The organism is Streptomyces sp. NBC_00726 (assembly GCF_045161735.1).
Classification (GTDB): domain Bacteria; phylum Actinomycetota; class Actinomycetes; order Streptomycetales; family Streptomycetaceae; genus Streptomyces.
This window is the reverse complement of record NZ_CP108983.1, coordinates 3,300,204-3,321,473: the sequence shown is the minus strand read 5'-3', so window position 1 is coordinate 3,321,473 and position 21,270 is coordinate 3,300,204. Positions and strand designations below refer to the sequence as shown.

The window sequence follows — 21,270 nt, the reverse complement described above, 5'->3', positions numbered from 1 at the left end:
GAGGTCGGTCCTCTTCCGGAAGCCGGTGTGCCCCTTCCTGAAGCCGGTGTGCCCCTTCCTGAAGCGAGGACCCGCAGCCGGGCAGGACCTACGAGCGTGCCCCCACGGCCGCTGCCGGCTGCCCGGTGCTCTCCCGTTCCCGCGCCAGCATCCGGCGCAGCGGTCCTTCAACCGACGCCAGTACGTCGTACGGGCCCCGCTGCACGATCGAGCCCGCCTCCAGCACCACCACCTCGTCCACGGCGTCGAGGCCGGCGAACCGGTGCGTGATCAGGACCGTCGTACGTCCCAGCGTCGCCGCCAGCAGGTCCGCCGTCAGGGCGTCCGCCGTGGGCAGGTCCAGGTGCTCGGCGGGCTCGTCCAGCACGAGGACGGGGAAGTCGGCGAGCAGGGCCCGGGCCAGGGCGAGCCGCTGACGCTGCCCTCCGGAGAGGCGGGCGCCGCGCTCCCCGACGAGGGTGTCCAGCCCGTCCGGCAACGCGTCCGCCCAGTCGAGCAGACGGGCCCGCGCCAAGGCGTCGCGCAGTTCCGGCTCGGTCGCGGCGGGGCGGGCGAGCCGCAGGTTCTCCCGGAGCGAGCTGTCGAAGATGTGGGCGTCCTGGGCGCACAGCCCGACGAACCTCCGCACGGTGTCCCCGGCCAGCTCCGAGGCATCCACGCCGCCGATCCGGTACGTGCCCGCCCGCGCGTCCAGGAAGCGCAGCAGCACTTGGGCCAGCGTGGTCTTCCCGGCCCCGGAGGGCCCCACGACGGCGATCCGGCGACCCGCCTCCAAGGTGAGGTCGACGGAGGCGAGCGCGTCGTGGGCCGTCTCCGCGTACCGGGCCGACAGCCCGCGCAGTTCCAGCGGGAATGGGCTCACCGGCGGCGCGGCCGGTGCTTCGGGCTCTCGTACGGGCACGGGGGCGTCCAGCACCTCGTACACACGCTCCGCGCTCCGCCTGACCCGCTGCCGGTACTGGGCGGCGAGCGGCAGACCGGTCACGGCCTCGAAGGCGGCCAGCGGGGTGAGGACGACGACGGCGAGTTCCACGCCGGCGAGCCGGCCGTCCGCCACCGCCGGAAGGGCGACCGAGGCGGCGGCCACCACGGTGAGGCCGGCGATCAGAGCGGTGAGGCCGCCCCCGAGCGCGGTCGCGGTCGCCGCACGCGATGCGATCCGGGTGAGGACGGCGTCGGCCGCGCGAGTGCGGGCCACACGCCCCGGCAGGGCACCTGCCACGGTCAGCTCGGCCGTCCCGCCCAGCAGGTCGGTGATCCGGGTGGCCAGACCGGCGCGGGCGGGGGCCAGTCTGCGTTCCGCGCGGCGCGCACAGGCACCGCTGACGAGCGGCACCCCGATGCCCGCCAGCAGTAGCCCCACCGCCAGGACCAGGCCAGCCTGGGGGAGCAGCCGGCCGGTGAAGCCGACGGACGCGGTGCCCACGAGGACGGCGGTGCCGACGGGCAGCAGCCACCGCAGCCAGTAGTCCTGGAGCGCGTCCACGTCCGCGACCAGCCGCGAGAGCAGATCACCGCGCCGGGCACCGCGCAGGCCGCCCGGCGCGATGCGCTCCACGCTGCGGTACACGGCGACGCGCAGTTCGGCGAGCATCCGCAGGACCGCGTCGTGCGAGACGAGGCGCTCGGCGTAACGGAAGACCGCCCGCCCGATGCCGAAGGCACGGGTGGCCGTCACCGCGACCATCAGATACAGGACGGGCGGCTGCTCGGACGCCCGGGAGATCAGCCAGCCGGACACCGCCATGAGCCCCACGGCGGACCCCAGAGCCAGGCTTCCCAGCAGCAGGGCGAGCCCGAACCTGGCACGTTGGGCGCCTGCGGCGTCCCGGACCCGGGTCAGTACGTGCCCGCGCGCCGGCGTGGCCTCCTCGGACGCTTCGGCTGCGCGCGCCGGCCCCGCCGGCAGAACGGCACCGGGCGGGCTCACGAAGCCAAGAGCGCTCGCGGAACCGGGCGGGAACGCGGAGCCGGGCAGCTCAGCAGACGCATCCCGCGCAAGACCAGCCGGGCCCGTCAGCGTCACCACCCGGTCCGCGACCGACAGCAGCGCCGGCCGGTGCACCACCAGCAGCACGGTCCGGCCCGCGGCCAGCCGCCGTACGGCCTCGACGATTCCCGCCTCCGTCTCGCCGTCCAGGCTCGCGGTCGGCTCGTCCAGCAGCAGCACCGGCCGGTCGGCGAGGAAGGCCCGGGCCAGCGCGATCCGCTGCCGCTGACCTGCGGAGAGACCGGCGCCGTCCTCACCGAGCACAGTGCGGTCGCCGTCCGGAAGCCCTCGTACGAATTCGTACGCCCCCGCGTCGCGCAGCGCCGCCGTCACCGCGCTGTCGTCGGCGGCGGGCCGGGCGAGCCGCACATTCTCCGCGATGGTGCCCGCGAAGAGATGGGGGCGCTGCGGCACCCAGGCGATGCGCTCCCGCCAGTGTTCGAGGGAAACGTCCGCCAGATCGGTGCCGCCGACCCGCACCCGGCCCTCGTCGGGGGCCGTGAAGCCCAGCACCACGCTCAGCAGGGTGGACTTTCCGACACCGCTCGGACCGGTCAAGGCGACCGTCTCCCCCTCCTCGACGGTCAGCGAGGCAGCGGAGAGCGAAGGCTCGGACCGCCCCTCGTGGCGTACCGTCACCCCCTCCAGCTCCAGCCGCAGCGACCCGGGCACCTCCCCCGTACCGCTCGGGCGGGGCTCCGTCTCCAGCACCGCGAAGACCTCCTCCGCCGCCGAAAGGCCCTCGGCGGCCGCATGGAACTGCGCCCCCACCTGCCGGATCGGCAGATACGCCTCGGGCGCGAGGATCAGGACCAGCAGGCCGGTGTAGAGATCGAGTTCACCGTGCACGAGCCGCATGCCGATGGTGACCGCGACGAGAGCCACCGAGAGGGTGGCGAGGAGTTCGAGGGCGAACGATGACAGGAAGGCGATCCGCAGGGTGCGCAGGGTGGCCTGCCGGTACTGCGAAGTGATGCGGCGGATGGATTCGGCCTGCGCCTTCGCCCGGCCGAACACCTTCAGCGTCGGCAGTCCGGCCACCACATCGAGGAAGTGGCCGGAGAGCCGGGAGAGCAGCCGCCACTGACGGTCCATACGCGACTGGGTCGCCCAGCCGATCAGAATCATGAACAGCGGGATGAGCGGCAGCGTGACCACGATGATCGCCGCCGACACCCAGTCCTCGGTGACGACCCTGGCCAGCACGGCCGCCGGCACGACCACCGCGAGCCCCAACTGGGGCAGATAGCGCGCGAAGTAGTCGTCCAGGGCGTCGATCCCCCGGGTGGCCAGCGTCACCAGCGAGCCGGTGCGCTGCCCGCTCAGCCAGTCCGGCCCCAGCTCCGCAGCCCGGTCGAGCAGCCGTCGGCGCAGCTCGGACTTGACTGCCGCACCGGCCCGGTGGGCGGCCAGTTCGGTGAGCCAGGCGACCAGGGCCCGCCCGAGCGCGACCCCCGCGAGCAGCAGGAGCGGAGTGCGCAGCCCACCCGTCGTGAGCCCGTCCTCGAAGCCGCCCACCACGATCTCGGCGATGAGCATGGCCTGGGCGATGACCAGCGCCGCCCCGGCCAGGCCGAGAACCACCACGGCCACCATGAACAGGCGTGTGGCGCGGGCGTGGCGGAGCAGGCGTGGGTCGATCGGTTTCACGTGAAACATCCCTTGCGGCTCGGCGCGGTCAGGGGACGCACTGCGTCAGTGGGCTTCGGCGATGTGCTGGGTGCCGATCCGCTTGCGGAACACCCAGTACGTCCACCCCTGGTAGAGCAGCACGACCGGGGTGGCGATGCCGGCGCACCAGGTCATGATTTTCAGCGTGTACGGGCTGGACGAGGCGTTGGTGACCGTGAGGCTCCAGGCGTCGTTCAGCGAGGACGGCATGACGTTCGGGAAGAGCGTCAGGAACAACATGGCGACCGTCGCCGTGATGGCCACGCCGGAGAGCGCGAAGGACCACCCCTCACGCCCCGCCGCGGTCATCCCGATCGCACCGACCAGCGCCAGCGCGGCGACGACCATCGCGATCAGGCTCCGCCCGTCCCCGTTCTCGGTCTGCGTCCAGGCGAGGAAGACGAGCGCGAGCACCGCTGTTACGGCGCCCAGCTTCAGGGCCAGCCCACGCGCCCGGGCCCGGATGTCACCGGCCGTCTTCAGCCCGGCGAACACCGCGCCGTGGAACGTGAAGAGGGTGAGGGTGACCAGGCCACCGAGGAGCGCGTAGGGGTTCAGCAGGTCCAGGACGCTGCCCGTGTACTCCATGTGCGCGTCGATCTTCACGCCGCGCACGATGTTGCCGAAGGCCACACCCCACAGCACGGCGGGGATCAGCGAGGCCCAGAAGATCGCGTGCTCCCAGTTGGTCTGCCACTTCTCCTCGGGTCGCTTCGCCCGGTATTCGAAGGCAACGCCGCGCACGATCAGGCAGAGCAAAATGACCAGCAGCGGCAGGTAGAAGCCGGAGAACAGCGTGGCGTACCACTCCGGGAACGCGGCGAAGGTCGCTCCGCCGGCGCTGAGCAGCCAGACCTCGTTGCCGTCCCAGACCGGGCCGATGGTGTTGATCAGCACCCGCCGTTCCTTGCGGTCCCGGGCCAGCAGCTTGGTGAGGACACCGATCCCGAAGTCGAAGCCCTCCAGGAAGAAGTAGCCGGTCCACAGGACGGCGATGAGCACGAACCAGACGTCGTGGAGTTCCATTTCTCGGCTCCCGCTCTCAGTAGGAGAAGGCCATGGGCCGGTCGGCGTCTTCGTGGTCGCCGCCGATCCGGGTGGGCGGGTTGAGGTCGTCGTCCGTCAGCTCCGGCGGTCCGGCCTTGATGTACTTCAGGAGGAGCCGGACCTCGATGACGGCGAGCACCGCGTAAAGCACGGTGAAGACGATCAGCGAGGTCAGCACCTCGCCCTGGGAGACACCGGGGGAGACCGCGTCACGGGTCCGCAGCACTCCGTAGACGACCCAGGGCTGCCGGCCCATCTCGGTGAAGATCCAGCCCCAGGAGTTGGCGATCAGCGGGAAGAGCAGGGTCCACAGGGCGACGATCCAGTAGCACCGGGCGAGGCGCGGACTCAGGGCCTTCGTCCTGAAGAGGACCAGGTTCGGCACCTCGTCCTCACCCGTGCGCATCGCCTCGGGCAGCATGAACTTCTTCCGGGTGAGCCACAGGCCGAGGATGCCGAGGCCGAACGAGGCCATGCCGAAGCCGATCATCCACCGGAAGCTCCAGAAGGCGACGGGGATGTTGGGCCGGTAGTCACCGGGGCCGAAGCGTTCCTGCTCCGCCTTGTTGATGTCGTTGATGCCCGGCACGTACGAGTGGAAGTCGTCGTCGGCGAGGAAGGACAGCACCCCGGGGACCGAGATCTCGACGGAGTTGTGGCCCTTGCTGACATCTCCGTAGGCGAAGATCGAGAAGGGGGCAGCGTTCTGCCCGTCCCACAGCGCCTCGGCCGCCGCCATCTTCATCGGCTGCTGCTTGAACATCACCTTGCCGAGCTGGTCACCGCTGACGGCGGTCAGGAGGCCGGAGATCACCACGGTGATCAGGCCCAGCCGCAGCGAGGTCCGCATCACCGGGATGTGCTTTTTGCGGGCCAGGTGGAAGGCCGCGATGCCGACCATGAAGGCGCCACCGACCAGGAAGGCGGCCGTGATGGTGTGGAAGAACTGGGTCAGCGCGGTGTTCTGCGTGAGCACGTGCCAGAAGTCGGTGAGCTCGGCGCGTCCGCGTTCCTTGTTGATGCGGTAGCCGACCGGGTGCTGCATCCAGGAGTTGGCCGCCAGGATGAAGTAGGCGGAGAGGATGGTGCCGAGGGACACCATCCAGATGCAGGCGAGATGGATCTTCTTCGGAAGCTTGTCCCAGCCGAAGATCCACAGGCCGATGAAGGTGGACTCGAAGAAGAACGCGATCAGAGCCTCGAAGGCGAGCGGAGCCCCGAAGATGTCACCGACGAACCGCGAGTAGTCGGACCAGTTCATCCCGAACTGGAACTCCTGGACGATGCCGGTGACGACACCCATGGCGATGTTGATCAGGAAGAGCTTTCCCCAGAACTTGGTGGCCCTGAGGTACTTCTCCTTGTTCGTCCGCACCCAAGCGGTCTGCAGGCCGGCGGTGAGCGCCGCGAGAGAGATCGTCAGAGGAACGAAGAGGAAGTGGTAGACGGTCGTCGTACCGAACTGCCATCGCGCCAGGGTCTCCGGCGCCAGAGCTAGCTCCACGTCGTCTTCTCCTTACGTCACCGCCGCCACAGCGACGATTTGTCCGCGAAATCCAACGGATCACGGGAGGAAGCAGGACACGCTTGTGAACGCGTTCACATTCACAAGCAATTATGGCGCACCCACTTTCGAGACCTTCGCCCGGGGTCCCCTGTCACCGACCGGCCCCGCACCGGGCATACGAAAGGGCCCCGCACCTCTCACGAGACACGGGGCCCGGTCGCCGGACGGCGCCGGCTACAGCTCCTGGCGGAACGACTCCGACACCTTCAGGAACAGGTCGTTCGCCTCGCTCTCGCCGATCGTCACGCGCACGCCCTCACCCGCGAACGGCCGGACCACCACACCGGCCTTCTCGCAGGCCGCCGCGAAGTCCAGGGTGCGGTCGCCCAGCCGCAGCCAGACGAAGTTCGCCTGGGACACGGGCACCGTCCAGCCCTGCCGCGTCAGGGCCTCGGAGACCCGGTCCCGCTCGCACACCAGCGAGCCGACCCGGCCGAGCAGCTCGTCCTCGGCGCGCAGCGAGGCCACCGCCGCGTCCTGGGCGAGCTGGCTCACGCCGAACGGCACCGCCGTCTTGCGCAGCGCGGCCGCCACCGGCTCGTGGGCCACCGCGAAGCCGACCCGCAGCCCCGCGAGCCCGTACGCCTTGGAGAACGTCCGCAGCACCGCCACATTGGGGCGGTCCCGGTAGATCTCAAGCCCGTCGGGGACCTCGGCGTCGCGGATGAACTCCCTGTACGCCTCGTCCAGCACCACGAGCACATCGCTCGGCACCCGGTCGAGGAACCGTTCCAGCTCGGCCCGGCGCACGACGGTGCCGGTCGGGTTGTTCGGGTTGCAGACGAAGATCAGCCGCGTCCGGTCGGTGATCGCGTCCACCATCGCGTCCAGGTCGTGCACCTCACCGTCGGTCAGCGGCACCTTGACCGAGGTCGCGCCGCTGACCTGCGTGATGATCGGGTACGCCTCGAAGGAGCGCCAGGCGTAGATCACCTCGTCACCCGGGCCCGACGTGGCCTGGAGCAGCTGCTGGGCCACGCCCACCGAACCGGTGCCGGTGGCCAGATGCGACACGGGCACACCGAAACGGTCGGCCAGCTCGTTCATCAGACCGGTGCAGGCCATGTCCGGGTAGCGGTTGAAGTGCTCGGCGGCCGCGAGGGCGCTCTCCATCACGCCCGGCAGCGGCGGATACGGGTTCTCGTTGGAGGACAGCTTGAAAGCGGCGGGTCCGTCCGCCGATGCCGGTTTGCCCGGAACGTAGGCGGGAACGCCGTCCAGTTCGGCGCGCAGCTTGGGGCTCGTCTCGCTCACCGCAGGTCCTCCTCGACCATCCGTACACATCAATACTGCTCACCTTATGAGGATTGGGCGCCGCTGCGAACGGGTGGAGAGCGGATTCGTCCGGTGGACCCCGGAATGAGGGGGAGCGCGACCGGCAGTGGCGCGCGCCGGTGGCTCACTCCGTGGCGCGCGTCCCTCGAAAAGGTGAGTTGAGACCTCCCCGAGACCTTGCACCCTCGGCAGGTCCATCCGGCCGGATGCATGACACATGACGACAGATCCCGCCAACATCCTTGTTTCACAAGGTGGTTGGTACCCGATGACCTTGCAGAAACGTGCCTGTCAACGCGTGAATATGCGACCGGACCAATGCCCCGCCAGACCCCTACTATCGGCTCGCCATGACAGCAGCAGGGAAGCACCAGGTGAGCCGGACGGAGACCCCCCGGCGCGGCGGCAGGCAGGGACGTGCCGGAATCCGGGATGTGGCCGCCGCCGCCGGCGTCTCCATCACGACCGTCTCCGACGCGCTCAACGGCAAGGGCAGGCTCCCGGACGCCACCCGCCGCCATGTCCGCGAGGTCGCAGAGCGCCTGGGCTATCGCCCTTCCGCAGCGGCCCGCACGCTCCGTACCGGCAAGTCCGGCCTCATCGGCCTGACCGTGACGACGTACGGGGATGAACCTTTCACCTTCACCGAGTTCGCGTACTTCGCGGAAATGGCGAGAGCGGCCACCTCAGCGGCCCTCGCCCGCGGCTACGCCCTGGTCATCCTGCCGGCGACCTCGCGCCACGACGTCTGGTCCAACGTGGCGCTCGACGGCACCGTCGTCATCGATCCGTCCGACCAGGACCCGGTCGTCTCCGAGCTGGTCCGCCAGGGGCTGCCCGTCGTCTCCGACGGCCGGCCCGCCGGGTCGCTGCCCGTGACCGCCTGGGTGGACAACGACCACCGAGCCGCCGTGCTCGACCTCCTCGACCATCTCGCCGCCGCCGGGGCCCGCCGTATCGGACTGCTCACCGGCACCACCACCGACACGTACACCCGGCTCTCCACCACCGCCTACCTGCACTGGTGCGAGCGTGTGGGACAGGATCCGGTCTACGAGTCCTATCCCGCCCACGACCCGTGCGCGGGGGCGGTGGCCGCCGACCGGCTGCTGGCCCGTCCGGACCGGCCCGACGCCGTCTACGGGCTCTTCGACCCCAACGGCACGGACCTGCTGGCGGCCGCGCGCCGCTACGGCCTGCGCGTCCCCGAGGACCTGCTCCTGGTCTGCTGCAGCGAATCCACGGTGTACGCGACGACCGAGCCGCCCATCACGACGCTCTCGCTGAAGCCGCGGAGGATCGGCACGGCCGTCGTCCAGCTGCTCATCGACGCCATCGAGGGAGTCGACCAGGACGGTCCGGTGGAACGGGTGGTGCCGACGGAGCTCATCGTCCGGACATCCTCGCAACGCCGCCCACCCCGCACCACGGTCAGTGCGCCGCGTTCCCCGGCAGGGGACTGATCATCCCAATCAGGACCAATCGACCGACGAACCTGGCATGCGGAAGGATTCACCACCCCTGGTGCGTCCCAGAGCACGATCTGCATTCCTATGATGGGCGGACGACACCGCGGACCAACCCGACCAGCAGGGCCCGTCAGGTGTACGGCGGCGCGACGGTGGTGTGGAGGGGTCGATGACACAGGGGGCCGGTCAGGAACCCGTGGTGCGGACGGCGACGTTGCGCGACTTCCGCGTACCGCCCTATGCGCAGTCCCCCGCACCGCCCGCGTCGCCGCACCCGGGGAACGCCTTCCCCGAGGGCGAGACGCCGGAGGGGTACACCCCGACGGCGCGCGACCTTCCCGTCATCAGCGTCGACAAACCCGCCCAGGTGCAGCCCGTGCCCGAACCGCGTCCCTCCGCCGACCCCGGCCTCGGCCCCCTCTACGTGGTCGGTGACGTCCACGGCTACCTGGACGAGCTGCTCGCCGCCCTCGCGGAGCAGGGCCTCATCGATTCCGAAGGCCGCTGGGCGGCGGGCAACGCGCGCCTCTGGTTCCTCGGCGACTTCACGGACCGGGGCCCCGACGGCATCGGCGTCATCGACCTCGTCATGCGGCTCTCCGCCGAGGCCGCGGCCGCCGGCGGCTACTGCAAGGCCCTGATGGGCAACCACGAGCTGCTGCTCATCGGCGCCAAGCGGTTCGGCGACACCCCGGTGAACTCCGGCGCGGGCACGGCCACCTTCCAGGCGGCCTGGCTGCTCAACGGCGGGCAGAAGACGGACATGGAGCGCCTTCAGGACGTCCACCTCCAGTGGATGTCCCGGCTCGACGCCGTGGTCGAGGAGGACGGGCACCTCCTGATGCACTCGGACACGACGGCGTACCTCGACTACGGCTCCACCATCGAGGACGTCAACGACACGGTCCACGCCATCCTCACGCGCAACGACGCCGACGAGTGCTGGGACCTGTTCCGCAAGCTCACCAAGCGGTTCGCCTTCCGCGACGACTCGGGCGCCCAGGCCGTCCAGGAGCTGATGACGGCGTACGGCGGCCGGCGCGTCGTCCATGGTCACAGCCCCATCCCGTACCTGACCGGCGAGGTCGGCTCCGAGGACGGCGAGGACGGTGCCGGGCCTCAGGTCGACGGACCGCATGTGTACGCGGAGGGGCTCGCCATCGCTATGGACGGCGGGGTGACCATGGCCGGAAAGCTACTGGTCGTCCAACTCCCCCTGCATGACTGACGCCCTGCGGGGAAGACGCATCCCGAGCTGACCACGCCGAGTGCAGGGGCTATTTCCGGAAACCCTCTGTCACCCCGCGCTGTGCGCGCTCTACCATCGGCCTATCAGTAGCAGGCTCTCCTCCGTTTCCGCCCGAACTGCCCGGACCCAGCGGGCACACAGGCCCGACGGAGCATCGGGGGATGCAGATGAACAGCGCTCCGCACCTGCTGACCGAGGACCGGCCCGAGTACGAACGGCTCCTCGACGACGCACTGCGTCACGCACACGAACGACCGGAGCTGGCCGCCGTCGGCGAACGCCTCAGCGCCGCCCAGCTGCGCACCATGGCGCTGACCGCCGTCGCCCTGATCACCGCCACGGCCGCAGCCGAGTACGAGCAGTACGTGAAGGCTCGTGACGAAGCACGCGCCGCCACCCGGGACACGGCTTCCGGCACGGCGCCGGACGGCCTCGGTCAGTCGGGCGCCGGCATAGGAGCGGTCGTCACCGTTTTGGCGCCCATGCTGGCGGGTACGGCGGCGACCATATTCCTGCTGGTCGGCTACCTCCTGAAGATGCTGGAGCCACCACCGGCCTTCGCAGGCCCCATGGTGGACGCCGGCTGGTTCTTCGCCGCCGTCACGGCCGCCGCCATCTTCATCGCCGCCATCGGCCTGCTCATCGCCGCCCTGCGCAACGGCTCGACGTCCCTGCCGGCCCGGGAAGCCCACGAGCGACTGCCCGACGACGTGGCCCTCGCCAAGGACGCCTGGCGACAGGCGCTGCTGGAGCGGGGCATCGTGCCCTTCCTGCGCGACGCCCTCACCGAGCCCGCCGGACCCGCGGTCCCCGCCCCGTACCGCCCGGCGGGCCGCCTCCCCAAGATCGGCTACAGCAGGCCCGACTTCGCAGGCCCGGACGAGGGCCCGGCGGCGGCGCCCCGCCCCACGTACAGCAGCCCGGACTTCACCAGCCCCGACTTCGGCGGTCCCGAGCACGAACCGGACTGACCGCCACGGCTCCGGCGGAAGGCGCCGGAGCCGTGCGCGGCCGGTCCCGTCCCAGGTCAGTCGGCCAGCGGCAGATAGACCCGGTTCCCGCCCGCCGCGAATTCACGCGACTTGCCGAGCATCCCCTCGGCGATCTCCTCGGCCGTCGCCTCCGCACCGTCCGCGCCGCCGAACTGCTCGGTGATGCTGTGGCTGATCTTCATCGAACAGAACTTCGGACCGCACATCGAGCAGAAGTGCGCCGTCTTCGCGGGCTCGGCCGGCAGCGTCTCGTCGTGGAACTCCCGTGCCGTGTCCGGGTCGAGCGCCAGGTTGAACTGGTCCTCCCAGCGGAATTCGAACCGGGCGTCCGACAGCGCGTCGTCCCACTCCTGCGCCCCCGGATGCCCCTTGGCCAGGTCGGCGGCGTGCGCCGCGATCTTGTACGTGATGACCCCGGTCTTCACATCGTCCCGGTTCGGCAGCCCCAGGTGCTCCTTGGGCGTCACGTAACAGAGCATCGCCGTCCCCCACCAGGCGATCATCGCGGCGCCGATACCCGAGGTGATGTGGTCGTACGCCGGCGCGATGTCGGTGGTCAGCGGGCCGAGCGTGTAGAACGGCGCCTCCTCGCAGATCTCCTGCTGAAGGTCGATGTTCTCCTTGATCTTGTGCATCGGGACATGCCCCGGGCCCTCGATCATCGTCTGCACGCCGAACCGCTTGGCAACTGTGTTCAGTTCACCGAGCGTGCGCAGCTCGGCGAACTGGGCCTCGTCGTTGGCGTCCGCGATCGACCCCGGGCGCAGCCCGTCGCCCAGCGAATACGTCACGTCGTACGCGGCGAGGATCTCGCAGAGCTCCTCGAAGTGCTCGTACAGGAACGACTCCTTGTGGTGCGCCAGGCACCACGCCGCCATGATCGAGCCGCCCCGCGAGACGATGCCGGTCTTGCGCCGGGCGGTCAGCGGCACGTACGGCAGGCGTACGCCGGCGTGCACCGTCATGTAGTCCACGCCCTGCTCGGCCTGCTCGATGACGGTGTCCTTGTAGATCTCCCAGGTCAGTTCCTCCGCCCGCCCGTCGACCTTCTCAAGGGCCTGGTAGAGGGGCACGGTTCCGATCGGTACGGGTGAATTGCGAAGAACCCACTCACGGGTGGTGTGGATGTTGCGGCCGGTGGAAAGGTCCATGACCGTGTCCGCGCCCCACCGGGTCGCCCACGTCATCTTGTCCACCTCCTCCTCGATGGAGGACGTCACCGCGGAGTTGCCGATGTTGGCATTGACCTTCACCAGGAACCGCTTCCCGATGATCATCGGCTCGGTCTCCGGGTGGTTGACGTTGGCGGGCAGCACCGCACGGCCGGCCGCGATCTCCTCGCGCACCACCTCCGCCGGCACGTTCTCGCGGATGGCGACGTACTCCATCTCCGGGGTGATCTCGCCCCTGCGGGCGTACGCGAGCTGGGTGACGGGACGGCCGTCCCGGCTCCGCCGCGGGCGGCGCGGCCGGCCGGGGAACACCGCGTCCAGGTTGCGCAGCCCACCCCGCGGCGAGGTGTGCTTGAGCCCGTCGTCCTCGGGGCGGGCGGGGCGGCCCGCGTACTCCTCGGTGTCACTGCGGGCGATGACCCAGTTCTCCCGGAGCGGTGCGAGTCCGCGCCGGACGTCGGTCCCGGCCGCGGGGTCGGTGTACGGCCCGGACGTGTCGTACAGCGTCACGTCCTTGCCGTTGGTCAGGTGCACCTGGCGGACCGGCACCCGGATGTCGGGGCGCGGGCCCTGGACGTATCCCTTGTGCCAGCCGATGGACTTCCCGGCCTCGTCGCTCTGGTCGGAGGCAGGCGTGCGTGTGTCCGATGTGGTCATGAGACCTACTCCCTACGCCGGCATTACCCGGTAACAGGTTCGGCGGTCGGCGCAGCGTCCCGTACGGTCGTACGGCGGTCAGCGCCCTCTCAGCCCGGTGCTCCGAGCTCCCGCGTGTGCAAAGGTGCCACCACGCTAGCCCCCGGACGGGCGAGCTGAACAGAGGGCCCCTCCCTTCTTGCGATGATCGGCCGGTGACGCCCCCTCATCGCGACCCAGAACCGCAGGGCCATCAGCACACGCACAGCCATGGCCCGGCCGCACCCGTCTCCGCCCATCTGCGCAAGGTGATCGCCGCCGTGCTGATCCCCTTCGCGACCGCCGTACTCGTCGGTCTCGTGGCGCTCTGGCCGAATGGTGCGCCGGCGCACGAACGGACCGGTGTCGGTTTCGACCGGCAGACCCAGCAGGGAAAGGTGGTGAGCGTCGTCAAGGTCGACTGCAAGGACGTGAACGCCGCCCAGCTTCCCGTCAGCGGCGAGACCCAACCCTCCGAGGACCGGCCGGTTTCCGGCGGACTCTGCGAGAAGGCCACCGTCGAGGTCACCACCGGCCCCGACTCGGGGCGCCGGTTCGTCGAGGTCGTCCAGCCGGACGCCCCGAGGCAGTTGCGGGAGGGCCAGGGGGTGGTGGTGGCGTACGCTCCCGACGCACCCCATGACCTCCAGTACTCCGTGACGGACGTGAACCGGAAGTTCCCGCTGATGCTGCTGGCCGGGATCTTCGCCCTCGCGGTGGTGCTCGTGGGCAGGATGCGCGGGGTCATGGCCCTGGTGGCGCTCGCACTGTCGTTCGCCGTCCTGACCCTGTTCATCCTTCCGGCCATACTTCAGGGCTCGAATCCACTGCTGGTGGCGGTCGTCGGGGCCGGTGCGATCATGCTGATCGCGCTCTACATCTGCCACGGGTTGACCGCCCGCACCTCCGTCGCCGTCATCGGCACCCTGATCTCACTGCTCCTGATCGGGCTGCTCGGCTCGCTCTTCATCGGCTGGGCGAGCCTGAGCGGGAACACCGACGACAACACCGGCCTGATCCACGGCCTGTATCCGCACATCGACATGAGCGGACTGCTGCTGGCCGGCGTCATCATCGGTTCTCTGGGCGTGCTCGACGACGTCACGGTCACCCAGACCTCGGCGGTCTGGGAGCTGCGCCAGGCGAACCCCACCATGAGTGCGAAGCAGCTCTACCGGGCAGGGATCAGAATCGGCCGCGATCACATCGCCTCCGTGGTCAACACCCTGGTGCTCGCCTATGCGGGCGCCGCGCTGCCCCTCCTGCTGCTGTTCACGGTCGCGCAGAGCAGTGTGGGGACGGTCGCCAACAGCGAGCTGGTGGCGGAGGAGATCGTGCGCACCCTCGTGGGCTCGATCGGACTGGTCGCCTCCGTGCCGGTGACGACCGCGCTCGCGGCGCTGGTCGTCACCGCGGACCGCACGGGGGTCGGCGCGGAAGCCGGGGCTTCGGCACCCGTGCGGAGCGGCAGGGGCCGGCGACGGCGGGCGAGGTCGTGACCGGAACACACAGCGTGATTCACCCGATCGGCAGGTGTCGTGTTCGAGTGGCACGACGGCTCCCCGGGCCGTGGACCGCTTCAGCCCGCGTTCTGCTCTTCGGCCAGAATGCGCCCCAGCGCCTCCTCCAAATTGCCGTCGAAGTCACCCAGCGTGCACTCCTGCCCGAGCGGTACCAGCTTGTCCGTACGGTCGAGGAAGGCGACAAGAGGTGCCGTGCCCGCCCGGAAGAGCGCACGGTCGGCGCCCACCTGTAGCCGGATGTGGACATCGCACAGCCCCTCGGGCTCGGTCGGCGCGATATGCACATCGCCGTCACCACTGGGGCTGTTGAGGCCGTCGAGCAGCAGCTCACGGCCGAAGGCCCAGGTGACGGGGGCGTCGCCGGGCAGATGGAAGGTCATCCGGATCGCGTACGGATCGCACACTTCGTACCGGAGCTCCACCGGGATACGGAATGAGAGCTCCTCGGAGACGAGGAAGCTCATCATGACCTCAGCTTGAACCGACTCGCGCATCGTTCAACCCCGCAGTAGATGAATCTGGCCAGGAATGATCCCCCATGGCCCTATTGACGCCATCGTGGTGCACGCGATAGCAGATCACAAGGAGTGATTTTTCAGATACTGATAGAGAACACGAACGAACGCAAGAGGCTAGACACTTCACCGCGTAGCCGTTCGACTGCGGGCAGCAACCGATCCTCCTCGTGGAGGGGTACTGAAATGGCCATCGCGGCGGCGGTGAATCCGGCCGTGATGGGGATGGCCGCGCAGACGGTCCCGAGCGCGTACTCCTGTCGCTCGATGACGGGCTCCGTACGCTCCAGCGACCGCAGCCGGGTGAGGAACGCCGCACGGTCGCGCACCGAATACCGGGTCAGCGGGCGCACCGGGTGCCGGTCCAGGTGGTCCTCGCGGGCCTTCTCGTCCAGCCGGCTCAGCAGACACTGACCGATCGCGTGCGCATGCCCGGTCTCGCGGAACGCCGCCCACTCGTCGACGGCCGGCCGCTCGGGGGTGTCCGCCACGGCGAGGAGCTCGATCTCGCCCTCGCGGTAGATGGCGCAGTACACCGGGGCTCCGACGATGTCCCGCCAGCGGCCCAGCGAACGGGCCAGGACACTGCGGCGGTTCTGGGCGGCGCGGTCACCCATCAGCCGTTCGGCGGCGGCGCCGAAGCGGAAGACGCCGTTCTCCCGGCGCAGATATCCCTCATGGGTCAGGGTCCGCAGCAGGTGGTACGCGGTGGGAAGGGGAAGCCCCGCTTCCCTCGCGAGCTGTTTGGCCGGGGCCCCGTCGCGATGGGTACCCACAGCCTCCAGCAGCCTCAGCGCCCGCTGCACCGACCCGATGAGCGTCGGAACAGCCGTACTCGATGCCGTGGTCAACGGTCACCCCCAGGCGTGGTGACGGGCGGTCAGCCCGCCCGTGGGGGCCGCCCCCACAGGTCTGCCGCAGACCTGGGGGTCCGGAGACCGGATCCCGCACAAACCACTGGTCGGGGTGGCGACTTACGGTGTTTTCCCAGGTGATGGCAGAGGAGTGCCACTGTATCGGCCGCCCTGTGACCGGGAGCCGATTCACCTTTCCCTTAGCTCAGCTGGGCTAATCCCCCGTCGGGCGTGCGGTCACCAGCCGTTCCCGGAGGACGACGACAGGAACTTCCGTACGACGAAAACGAGCCCGCCGACCAGGATCACGAAGATCAGGATCTTGAAGAGCAGACCGACCACGAACGCGACCAGGCTGGCGATCAGACCGCCGAACACGACGATCGCGATCACGGGCACCGCGATCCACTTCACCCACCAGGGCATCCCAGCGAATATCTCCCGCACGGCCATCGTCCTTACCTCGTCTCTGTGAGTTCCTTGCTTCGATGCTAGAGGCGAAAGGCGGCCTCCGGACCCCGGGAAGCCCTTGTCCTCCCCTGATCGATCCCTTAGGGAACCCTGGGACGCACCGTCGACGGACTCATCCCTCGGGCGGCGAGAAGACCACCATCACGCGCAGGTCCTCGGTGATGTGGTGGAACTTGTGGGCCGTGCCCGCGGGTACGTACACGACACTTCCTCTTCCCACCTGTGTCGTTTCCATGCCGACGGTGATCGACGCGCGACCGCTGACCACGAAGTAGACCTCGTCCTGGCTGTGCGGCTTCTGCGGGTCGAGCTCGCCTGCGTCCAGGGCGTACAGACCGACCGACATGTTCCGCTCGCGAAGAAACTGCAGGTACGCGCCGTCGTTGGCGGCCCGTTCCGCCTCCAGTTCGTCCAGTCTGAATGCCTTCATGGACCGTCCGCCCCTTGCCTCTGCCCAGCCGGTGTCCACCACCGATCATGTCTGCCACGATCAGACACATGAAGAATTTCGTAGTCAAGACGATCGCCAACGCGGGTGCGCTGGCCGTGGCCATCTGGCTGGTCCAGGACATCACGCTGACCGGCGGCAGCACCGGCCGCAAGGCCCTGACCCTGATCCTCGTCGCGCTGGTCTTCGGCCTGGTCAACGTCGTGGTCAAGCCGATTGTGAAGCTGCTCACCCTGCCGCTCTTCATCCTCACGCTGGGCCTGATCACCCTCGTGGTGAACGCCCTGATGCTGCTGCTCACCTCGTGGCTGGCCGGAGTGCTCGACCTGAGCTTCCACGTCGAGGGCTTCTGGACCGCCGTCCTCGGCGGCCTGATCGTCTCGATCGTGTCCTGGGCGCTGAACGTCGTCCTCCCGGACGAGGACTGACCCGCCCGGCGGGTGCGACCCGTGTCCACCTGAAACAGTGCGACCAGGACCGGTGACCGGCCGGGGAGAGAAGCGAGGACGAACCATGAGCACCCAGGGCGACGGAACGCGTGCGGTACGCGCGGGACTGCCGGAACCGCAGCAGTACGAGCCCACCCTCCCCGGACCGGTCTTCGCCGCGCACTACCACCTGTCCGGCGAGCCGACCGGCCCCTACACCTACGGCCGGGACGGCAATCCGACCTGGACCCGGCTGGAACAGGCCATCGGGGAGCTCGAAGCACCGGGCGAGGACGTGGAGACCACCGTCTTCGCCTCCGGAATGGCGGCAATCTCGGCCGTCGTCCTCTCCCAGGCGCGCACCGGCGATGTCGTCGTCCTCCCCGATGACGGCTATCAGGCGCTTCCCCTGCTGCGCGAGCAGCTGAAGGCGTACGGAGTCGAGGTGCGGACCGCGCCGACCGGCGGCGACGCACAGCTCGCCGTCCTGGAGGGCGCCAAGCTCCTGTGGCTGGAGACGCCCTCCAACCCGGGCCTCGACGTCTGCGACGTGCGTCGGCTGGTCGAGGCCGCGCACGCCGGCGGCACGCTGGTCGCCGTCGACAACACCCTCGCCACCCCGCTCGGCCAGCGCCCGCTGGAGCTGGGTGCCGACTTCTCCGTGGCCAGTGACACCAAGGGCATGACGGGCCACGGCGATCTACTGCTCGGCCATGTGACCTGCCGCGACCCCCAGCTCGCAGCAGGAGTGCGGCGCTGGCGCAAGATCGCCGGCGCGATCCCCGGCCCGATGGAGGCATGGCTCGCGCACCGGTCGCTGGCCACGCTGGAGCTGCGGATCGAGCGGCAGTCCGCCAGCGCCCTCGCGCTCGCCGAGGTGCTCGTCAAGCACCAGGCCGTGTCCGGGCTGCGCTACCCCGGCCTGCCCACCGACGCCTCGTACGCGAACGCGGTACGCCAGATGCGGCGCTTCGGCTCCGTGGTGTCGTTCGTGCTCGCCGACCGGGGGACCGCGGAACGCTTCCTCGCGGCCCTGCGACTGGTCGAGGACGCCACCAGCTTCGGAGGCGTACGCTCCACCGCCGAGCGGCGGGGCCGCTGGGGCGGAGACGCCGTACCGGAAGGCTTCATCCGCTTCTCCGTCGGCGCCGAGAACACCGCCGACCTGGTGGCCGATGTCGAACAGGCGCTGGCCGCGGCCACCGCCGGGAGCTGATCCCGTCGCACGGCAGGGCGGTCCGAGCCTCCCCCCTCGTGGCTCGGACCGCCCCGGCCCCTCGCGTTTCACCCCGTGAAGAGCCGCCTCGACAAGGCTAATTGACCCTGTGTCAGTGTCCAATCACAGTAGCGGCAGTGACCTATCGACATATTTATAGTTGTCCGGGTCCCATCGGATGCGTCACTGCGTGAGGGCGGGAGGGACGGACGTGGATCTGGCCCTGCTGCGCACCTTCGTCACCGTCCACCGAGCCGGCTCATTTTCACCCGTGCCGCCGCACTGCTGGGCCTCTCGCAGCCCGCCGTGACCTCCCAGATACGCACCCTGGAACGCCAGCTGGGCCGGCCGCTGTTCCTGCGCAGGGCCCGGGGAGTCACCCCGACGACGATCGGCGACGAACTCGCGCACCGAGCAGCCCCGCACCTGGACGCACTGGTCGAGATCGCCGAAACCGACCTCGATGAGGAGTCGGGCGTACGGACCCTGCATCTGGCGGGCCCACCGGAATTCCTCGCCCTGCGCGTCCTGCCCGCGCTCACACCGCTGATCACCCAGGGCCTCGCGCTGCGCGGTTCATTCTCCGCCGATACGGACGAGACCCTGGAGGGCCTGGCAGCCGGCCACCACGACCTGGCCGTCGTGACGGTCCGGCCGCGCGGGGAACTGCTCACCGCCACCCCGCTCTGCGACGAGGAGCACGTCCTGGTCGCCGCCCCGCGCTGGGCCGGCCGGCTGGGCCCGGGCACGCTGCGACGCAACGGTCCCGTGATCCTGGAACAGCTGCCCGTGGTGGAGGTGCACGAGAGCCTGCCGCTCGTCTCCCGCTACTGGGCCACCGTCTTCGACAGTGCGCCCGCGGCCGCGGGTGCCGTCATCGCCCCGGACCTGCGGGCCGTCCTGGAGTGCGCGGCCGCCGGCGCCGGGCTCGCCGTGCTGCCGCGCTATCTGTGCGAGGGCGCGCTGGAACGCGGCGAGGTGGTGGCGCTTCTCGATCCTCCGGTCCCGCCTCTGCGCACGTACTTCCTGGCCGCGCGGACCGGCACGCTCGCCCTTCCACATCTCGCCCGGGCGCACGAATGGCTGGTGCGGGCGGCGGCCGGCTGGTGACCGCAGGAGCGCCCGCCAGCGCCCCGGTGTTTCAGAACCGGTCCCATGGGCCACGCTTCTGCCATGACCGAACGTCCTGTGGTCAAGCGCACCGCACGCGCCATCCTGCTCGACGGTGACGACCTCATCCTCATCAAGCGCACCAAGCCCGGGGTGGACCCGTACTGGCTCACGCCGGGTGGCGGCGTCGAACCCGAGGACGCCACCGTTGTCGACGCCCTGCACCGCGAGGTGGACGAGGAACTGGGCGCCAAGATCACCGACGTGGTGCCCTGCTTCGTCGACACCGTGGAGCACATCGAGGAGGGCGGAGTGAAGGGCGTCAAGGTCCAGCACTTCTTCGTCTGCCGCCTCGACTCCATGGACCTGTCCCTGCGCCACGGCCCCGAGATCGACGCCCCCTGCGGCGAGTACGACGTCGTACGCGTGCCCTTCAGTCGGGTCGGCATCGCCGCGGTGCACCTCGTACCGCTGTCGTTGCGGCACTATCTGGACGGCAATATCGAGGGGGTCCGGGCTTTGCACGCCGCCGACCTGGGCTGACGCGCGGGCGGCCCGTGCCGACGGGCTCGCACGAGGCCGGCTCGCGCACCTGCTCATGTTTCACGTGAAACCGTTCGCGGCCGGGGCCCGGGCTCAAATTTCGCTGCGGGACCCGACCAGTTCCGGTAAAGCGGTGGACGGGCGATCATCGGTCGGAGAGCCTGGCCCGTATGCCCAGCTCATTGCCCCACCCGCTGTCCGATCTCCCCATCCGGCGCCTCACGCGGGACGACCTGGTCGTCTGCGCCGACCTCAGCGAGGACCGGGGCTGGCCGCGCGATGAGGAGCGCTGGACGCTGCTGCTCGCCGCCGGCACGGGCTACGGCATCGATGACCCCGACAGCAAGGGCCTGATGGCGACCTGCGTGGTGGTTCCGTACGGCCCCGAGATGGCCGCCGTCGGCATGCTGCTGGTTGCCGGGCACCATGCCCGGCGCGGAGTCGGCCGGTATCTGATGCAGCGGGTGATCGAGGCTGCCGGGGACACCCCGCTCAGCCTCCATGCGACAGCGGCGGGCCGCCCCCTCTACGAAGCGCTCGGATTCACCCCGGTGGGACGCACCGTCCGCCTGGGCGGGGCCTTCACACCGGCTCCGGCCACCGGCACGAGGTCTCTCGGTGGCTCGGGAACTGCCATCCGGTCTGCTTCCGCACACGATCTGCGGGCGATGGTGGAGCTGGACTCGGTCGTCTTCGGGCTCGATCGTACGCATCTGCTGACCCGGCTCCCGACGTTCGCCGATCACCTGCGGGTCGCCGAGGAGGACGGGGAGCTGACCGGGTTCGCCGCGCTCTCGCCGAGCGCGGCGAACCATGCGGTGGGGCCGCTGATCGCCAAGGACACCTCCACGGCGCAGCTGCTCGTGGCCTCGCTGGCCGAGGCGACGGACCGGCCGCTGCGCGTGGATGTCGACGCCCGCCATGAGGACCTGCTGGACTGGCTCGGACGCTGTGGACTGCGGTCGAGCGTGGAAACCACGGTGATGACACTCGGCGGGCGGCAGTACGCGGACTGGCCCCGGTACTTCGCGCCCTTCAGCCTGGCCACGGGCTGA

17 protein-coding genes, 1 pseudogene and 1 riboswitch are annotated in these 21,270 nt (G+C 69.9%); of the genes and pseudogenes, 9 read left to right on the top strand and 9 right to left on the bottom strand.

The genetic code is table 11. The annotated features are described in order from the left end of the window. Positions 1-88: 88 nt before the first annotated feature. The 4 genes from cydD to hisC all read right to left on the bottom strand — a co-directional run bounded on the left by cydD (position 89) and on the right by hisC (position 7,529). Positions 89-3,640 carry a thiol reductant ABC exporter subunit CydD gene (gene cydD, locus OG338_RS14785; protein ID WP_405937773.1) on the bottom strand — a complete coding sequence of 1,184 codons (3,552 nt, stop codon included), beginning with the start codon at positions 3,638-3,640 and terminating at the stop codon, positions 89-91. Positions 3,641-3,685: 45 nt separating this feature from the next. Next, positions 3,686-4,687, bottom strand: coding sequence for a cytochrome d ubiquinol oxidase subunit II (gene cydB, locus OG338_RS14780; protein ID WP_405937772.1), 1,002 nt, complete (start codon positions 4,685-4,687; stop codon positions 3,686-3,688). Positions 4,688-4,703: 16 nt separating this feature from the next. After that, entirely contained in the window at positions 4,704-6,212 is a 1,509-nt protein-coding gene (locus tag OG338_RS14775) for a cytochrome ubiquinol oxidase subunit I (RefSeq protein WP_405937771.1), read from the bottom strand. 237 nt (positions 6,213-6,449) lie between these two features. After that, positions 6,450-7,529, bottom strand: a complete 1,080-nt coding sequence (gene hisC, locus OG338_RS14770; RefSeq protein WP_405937770.1) for a histidinol-phosphate transaminase — start codon at positions 7,527-7,529, stop codon at positions 6,450-6,452. 371 nt (positions 7,530-7,900) lie between these two features. Here hisC and OG338_RS14765 point away from each other — a divergent pair, with 371 nt between their 5' ends. The 3 genes from OG338_RS14765 to OG338_RS14755 all read left to right on the top strand — a co-directional run bounded on the left by OG338_RS14765 (position 7,901) and on the right by OG338_RS14755 (position 11,239). Continuing rightward, positions 7,901-9,013: a LacI family DNA-binding transcriptional regulator gene (locus OG338_RS14765; protein WP_026171354.1), complete on the top strand. Its 1,113-nt coding sequence runs from the start codon at positions 7,901-7,903 to the stop codon at positions 9,011-9,013. Between the two features lie 175 nt (positions 9,014-9,188). Beyond that, the gene (locus OG338_RS14760; protein WP_405937769.1) at positions 9,189-10,247 is read left to right on the top strand and encodes a metallophosphoesterase; all 1,059 of its coding nucleotides are present in this window, start codon (positions 9,189-9,191) and stop codon (positions 10,245-10,247) included. A 182-nt stretch (positions 10,248-10,429) separates the two neighbouring features. Further along, positions 10,430-11,239, top strand: coding sequence for a hypothetical protein (locus tag OG338_RS14755; RefSeq protein WP_405937768.1), 810 nt, complete (start codon positions 10,430-10,432; stop codon positions 11,237-11,239). Positions 11,240-11,295: 56 nt separating this feature from the next. Here the strand turns inward: OG338_RS14755 and thiC are convergent, their stop codons facing one another. Then, positions 11,296-13,089, bottom strand: coding sequence for a phosphomethylpyrimidine synthase ThiC (thiC, locus tag OG338_RS14750; RefSeq protein ID WP_405937767.1), 1,794 nt, complete (start codon positions 13,087-13,089; stop codon positions 11,296-11,298). After that, a riboswitch (TPP riboswitch) is annotated at positions 13,082-13,213 on the bottom strand. Its footprint overlaps the gene before it by 8 nt. A 70-nt stretch (positions 13,214-13,283) precedes the next feature. Here thiC and OG338_RS14745 point away from each other — a divergent pair. Continuing rightward, positions 13,284-14,606 (top strand): YibE/F family protein, encoded by a 1,323-nt coding sequence (locus OG338_RS14745; RefSeq protein WP_405937766.1) that lies wholly within the window; start codon positions 13,284-13,286, stop codon positions 14,604-14,606. 80 nt (positions 14,607-14,686) lie between these two features. Here OG338_RS14745 and OG338_RS14740 read toward each other — a convergent pair whose 3' ends face one another. From OG338_RS14740 to OG338_RS14725, 4 genes are all read right to left on the bottom strand, one after another. Next, positions 14,687-15,124, bottom strand: a complete 438-nt coding sequence (locus tag OG338_RS14740; RefSeq protein ID WP_018101854.1) for an SsgA family sporulation/cell division regulator — start codon at positions 15,122-15,124, stop codon at positions 14,687-14,689. Positions 15,125-15,225: 101 nt separating this feature from the next. Next, the gene (locus OG338_RS14735) at positions 15,226-15,996 is read right to left on the bottom strand and encodes an IclR family transcriptional regulator (RefSeq protein ID WP_405937765.1); all 771 of its coding nucleotides are present in this window, start codon (positions 15,994-15,996) and stop codon (positions 15,226-15,228) included. A gap of 240 nt (positions 15,997-16,236) precedes the next feature. Next, on the bottom strand, positions 16,237-16,452 hold the full coding sequence (locus tag OG338_RS14730; RefSeq protein ID WP_405937764.1) for a DUF5326 family protein: 216 nt from the start codon (positions 16,450-16,452) through the stop codon (positions 16,237-16,239). Positions 16,453-16,582: 130 nt separating this feature from the next. Continuing rightward, complete coding sequence (locus tag OG338_RS14725; RefSeq protein WP_018101857.1) at positions 16,583-16,900, bottom strand: cupin domain-containing protein; 318 nt, start codon at positions 16,898-16,900, stop codon at positions 16,583-16,585. A 68-nt stretch (positions 16,901-16,968) separates the two neighbouring features. Here OG338_RS14725 and OG338_RS14720 point away from each other — a divergent pair, with 68 nt between their 5' ends. The 5 genes and pseudogenes from OG338_RS14720 (at position 16,969) to OG338_RS14700 (ending at position 21,270) form a co-directional block, all read left to right on the top strand. Then, the gene (locus OG338_RS14720) at positions 16,969-17,346 is read left to right on the top strand and encodes a phage holin family protein (RefSeq protein WP_405937763.1); all 378 of its coding nucleotides are present in this window, start codon (positions 16,969-16,971) and stop codon (positions 17,344-17,346) included. A gap of 85 nt (positions 17,347-17,431) precedes the next feature. After that, positions 17,432-18,562 carry a cystathionine gamma-lyase gene (locus OG338_RS14715; protein ID WP_405937762.1) on the top strand — a complete coding sequence of 377 codons (1,131 nt, stop codon included), beginning with the start codon at positions 17,432-17,434 and terminating at the stop codon, positions 18,560-18,562. Between the two features lie 211 nt (positions 18,563-18,773). Then, positions 18,774-19,672: pseudogene (locus OG338_RS14710) on the top strand (LysR family transcriptional regulator). Between the two features lie 63 nt (positions 19,673-19,735). Next, positions 19,736-20,215, top strand: a complete 480-nt coding sequence (locus OG338_RS14705; protein WP_073966680.1) for an NUDIX domain-containing protein — start codon at positions 19,736-19,738, stop codon at positions 20,213-20,215. A 170-nt stretch (positions 20,216-20,385) separates the two neighbouring features. Then, positions 20,386-21,270 (top strand): GNAT family N-acetyltransferase, encoded by an 885-nt coding sequence (locus OG338_RS14700; RefSeq protein ID WP_405937761.1) that lies wholly within the window; start codon positions 20,386-20,388, stop codon positions 21,268-21,270.

Bases quoted from the DNA above. Each gene is read 5' to 3' on its own strand.
- OG338_RS14760 (WP_405937769.1), top strand. From the start codon at position 9,189: ATGACACAGGGGGCCGGTCAGGAACCCGTGGTGCGGACGGCGACGTTG.
- OG338_RS14700 (WP_405937761.1), top strand. From the start codon at position 20,386: ATGCCCAGCTCATTGCCCCACCCGCTGTCCGATCTCCCCATCCGGCGC.
- OG338_RS14740 (WP_018101854.1), bottom strand. From the start codon at position 15,124: ATGCGCGAGTCGGTTCAAGCTGAGGTCATGATGAGCTTCCTCGTCTCC.
- OG338_RS14720 (WP_405937763.1), top strand. From the start codon at position 16,969: ATGAAGAATTTCGTAGTCAAGACGATCGCCAACGCGGGTGCGCTGGCC.
- thiC (WP_405937767.1), bottom strand. From the start codon at position 13,089: ATGACCACATCGGACACACGCACGCCTGCCTCCGACCAGAGCGACGAG.
- OG338_RS14715 (WP_405937762.1), top strand. From the start codon at position 17,432: ATGAGCACCCAGGGCGACGGAACGCGTGCGGTACGCGCGGGACTGCCG.
- OG338_RS14765 (WP_026171354.1), top strand. From the start codon at position 7,901: ATGACAGCAGCAGGGAAGCACCAGGTGAGCCGGACGGAGACCCCCCGG.
- OG338_RS14725 (WP_018101857.1), bottom strand. From the start codon at position 16,900: ATGAAGGCATTCAGACTGGACGAACTGGAGGCGGAACGGGCCGCCAAC.
- OG338_RS14755 (WP_405937768.1), top strand. From the start codon at position 10,430: ATGCAGATGAACAGCGCTCCGCACCTGCTGACCGAGGACCGGCCCGAG.
- OG338_RS14730 (WP_405937764.1), bottom strand. From the start codon at position 16,452: ATGGCCGTGCGGGAGATATTCGCTGGGATGCCCTGGTGGGTGAAGTGG.
- OG338_RS14705 (WP_073966680.1), top strand. From the start codon at position 19,736: ATGACCGAACGTCCTGTGGTCAAGCGCACCGCACGCGCCATCCTGCTC.
- cydB (WP_405937772.1), bottom strand. From the start codon at position 4,687: ATGGAACTCCACGACGTCTGGTTCGTGCTCATCGCCGTCCTGTGGACC.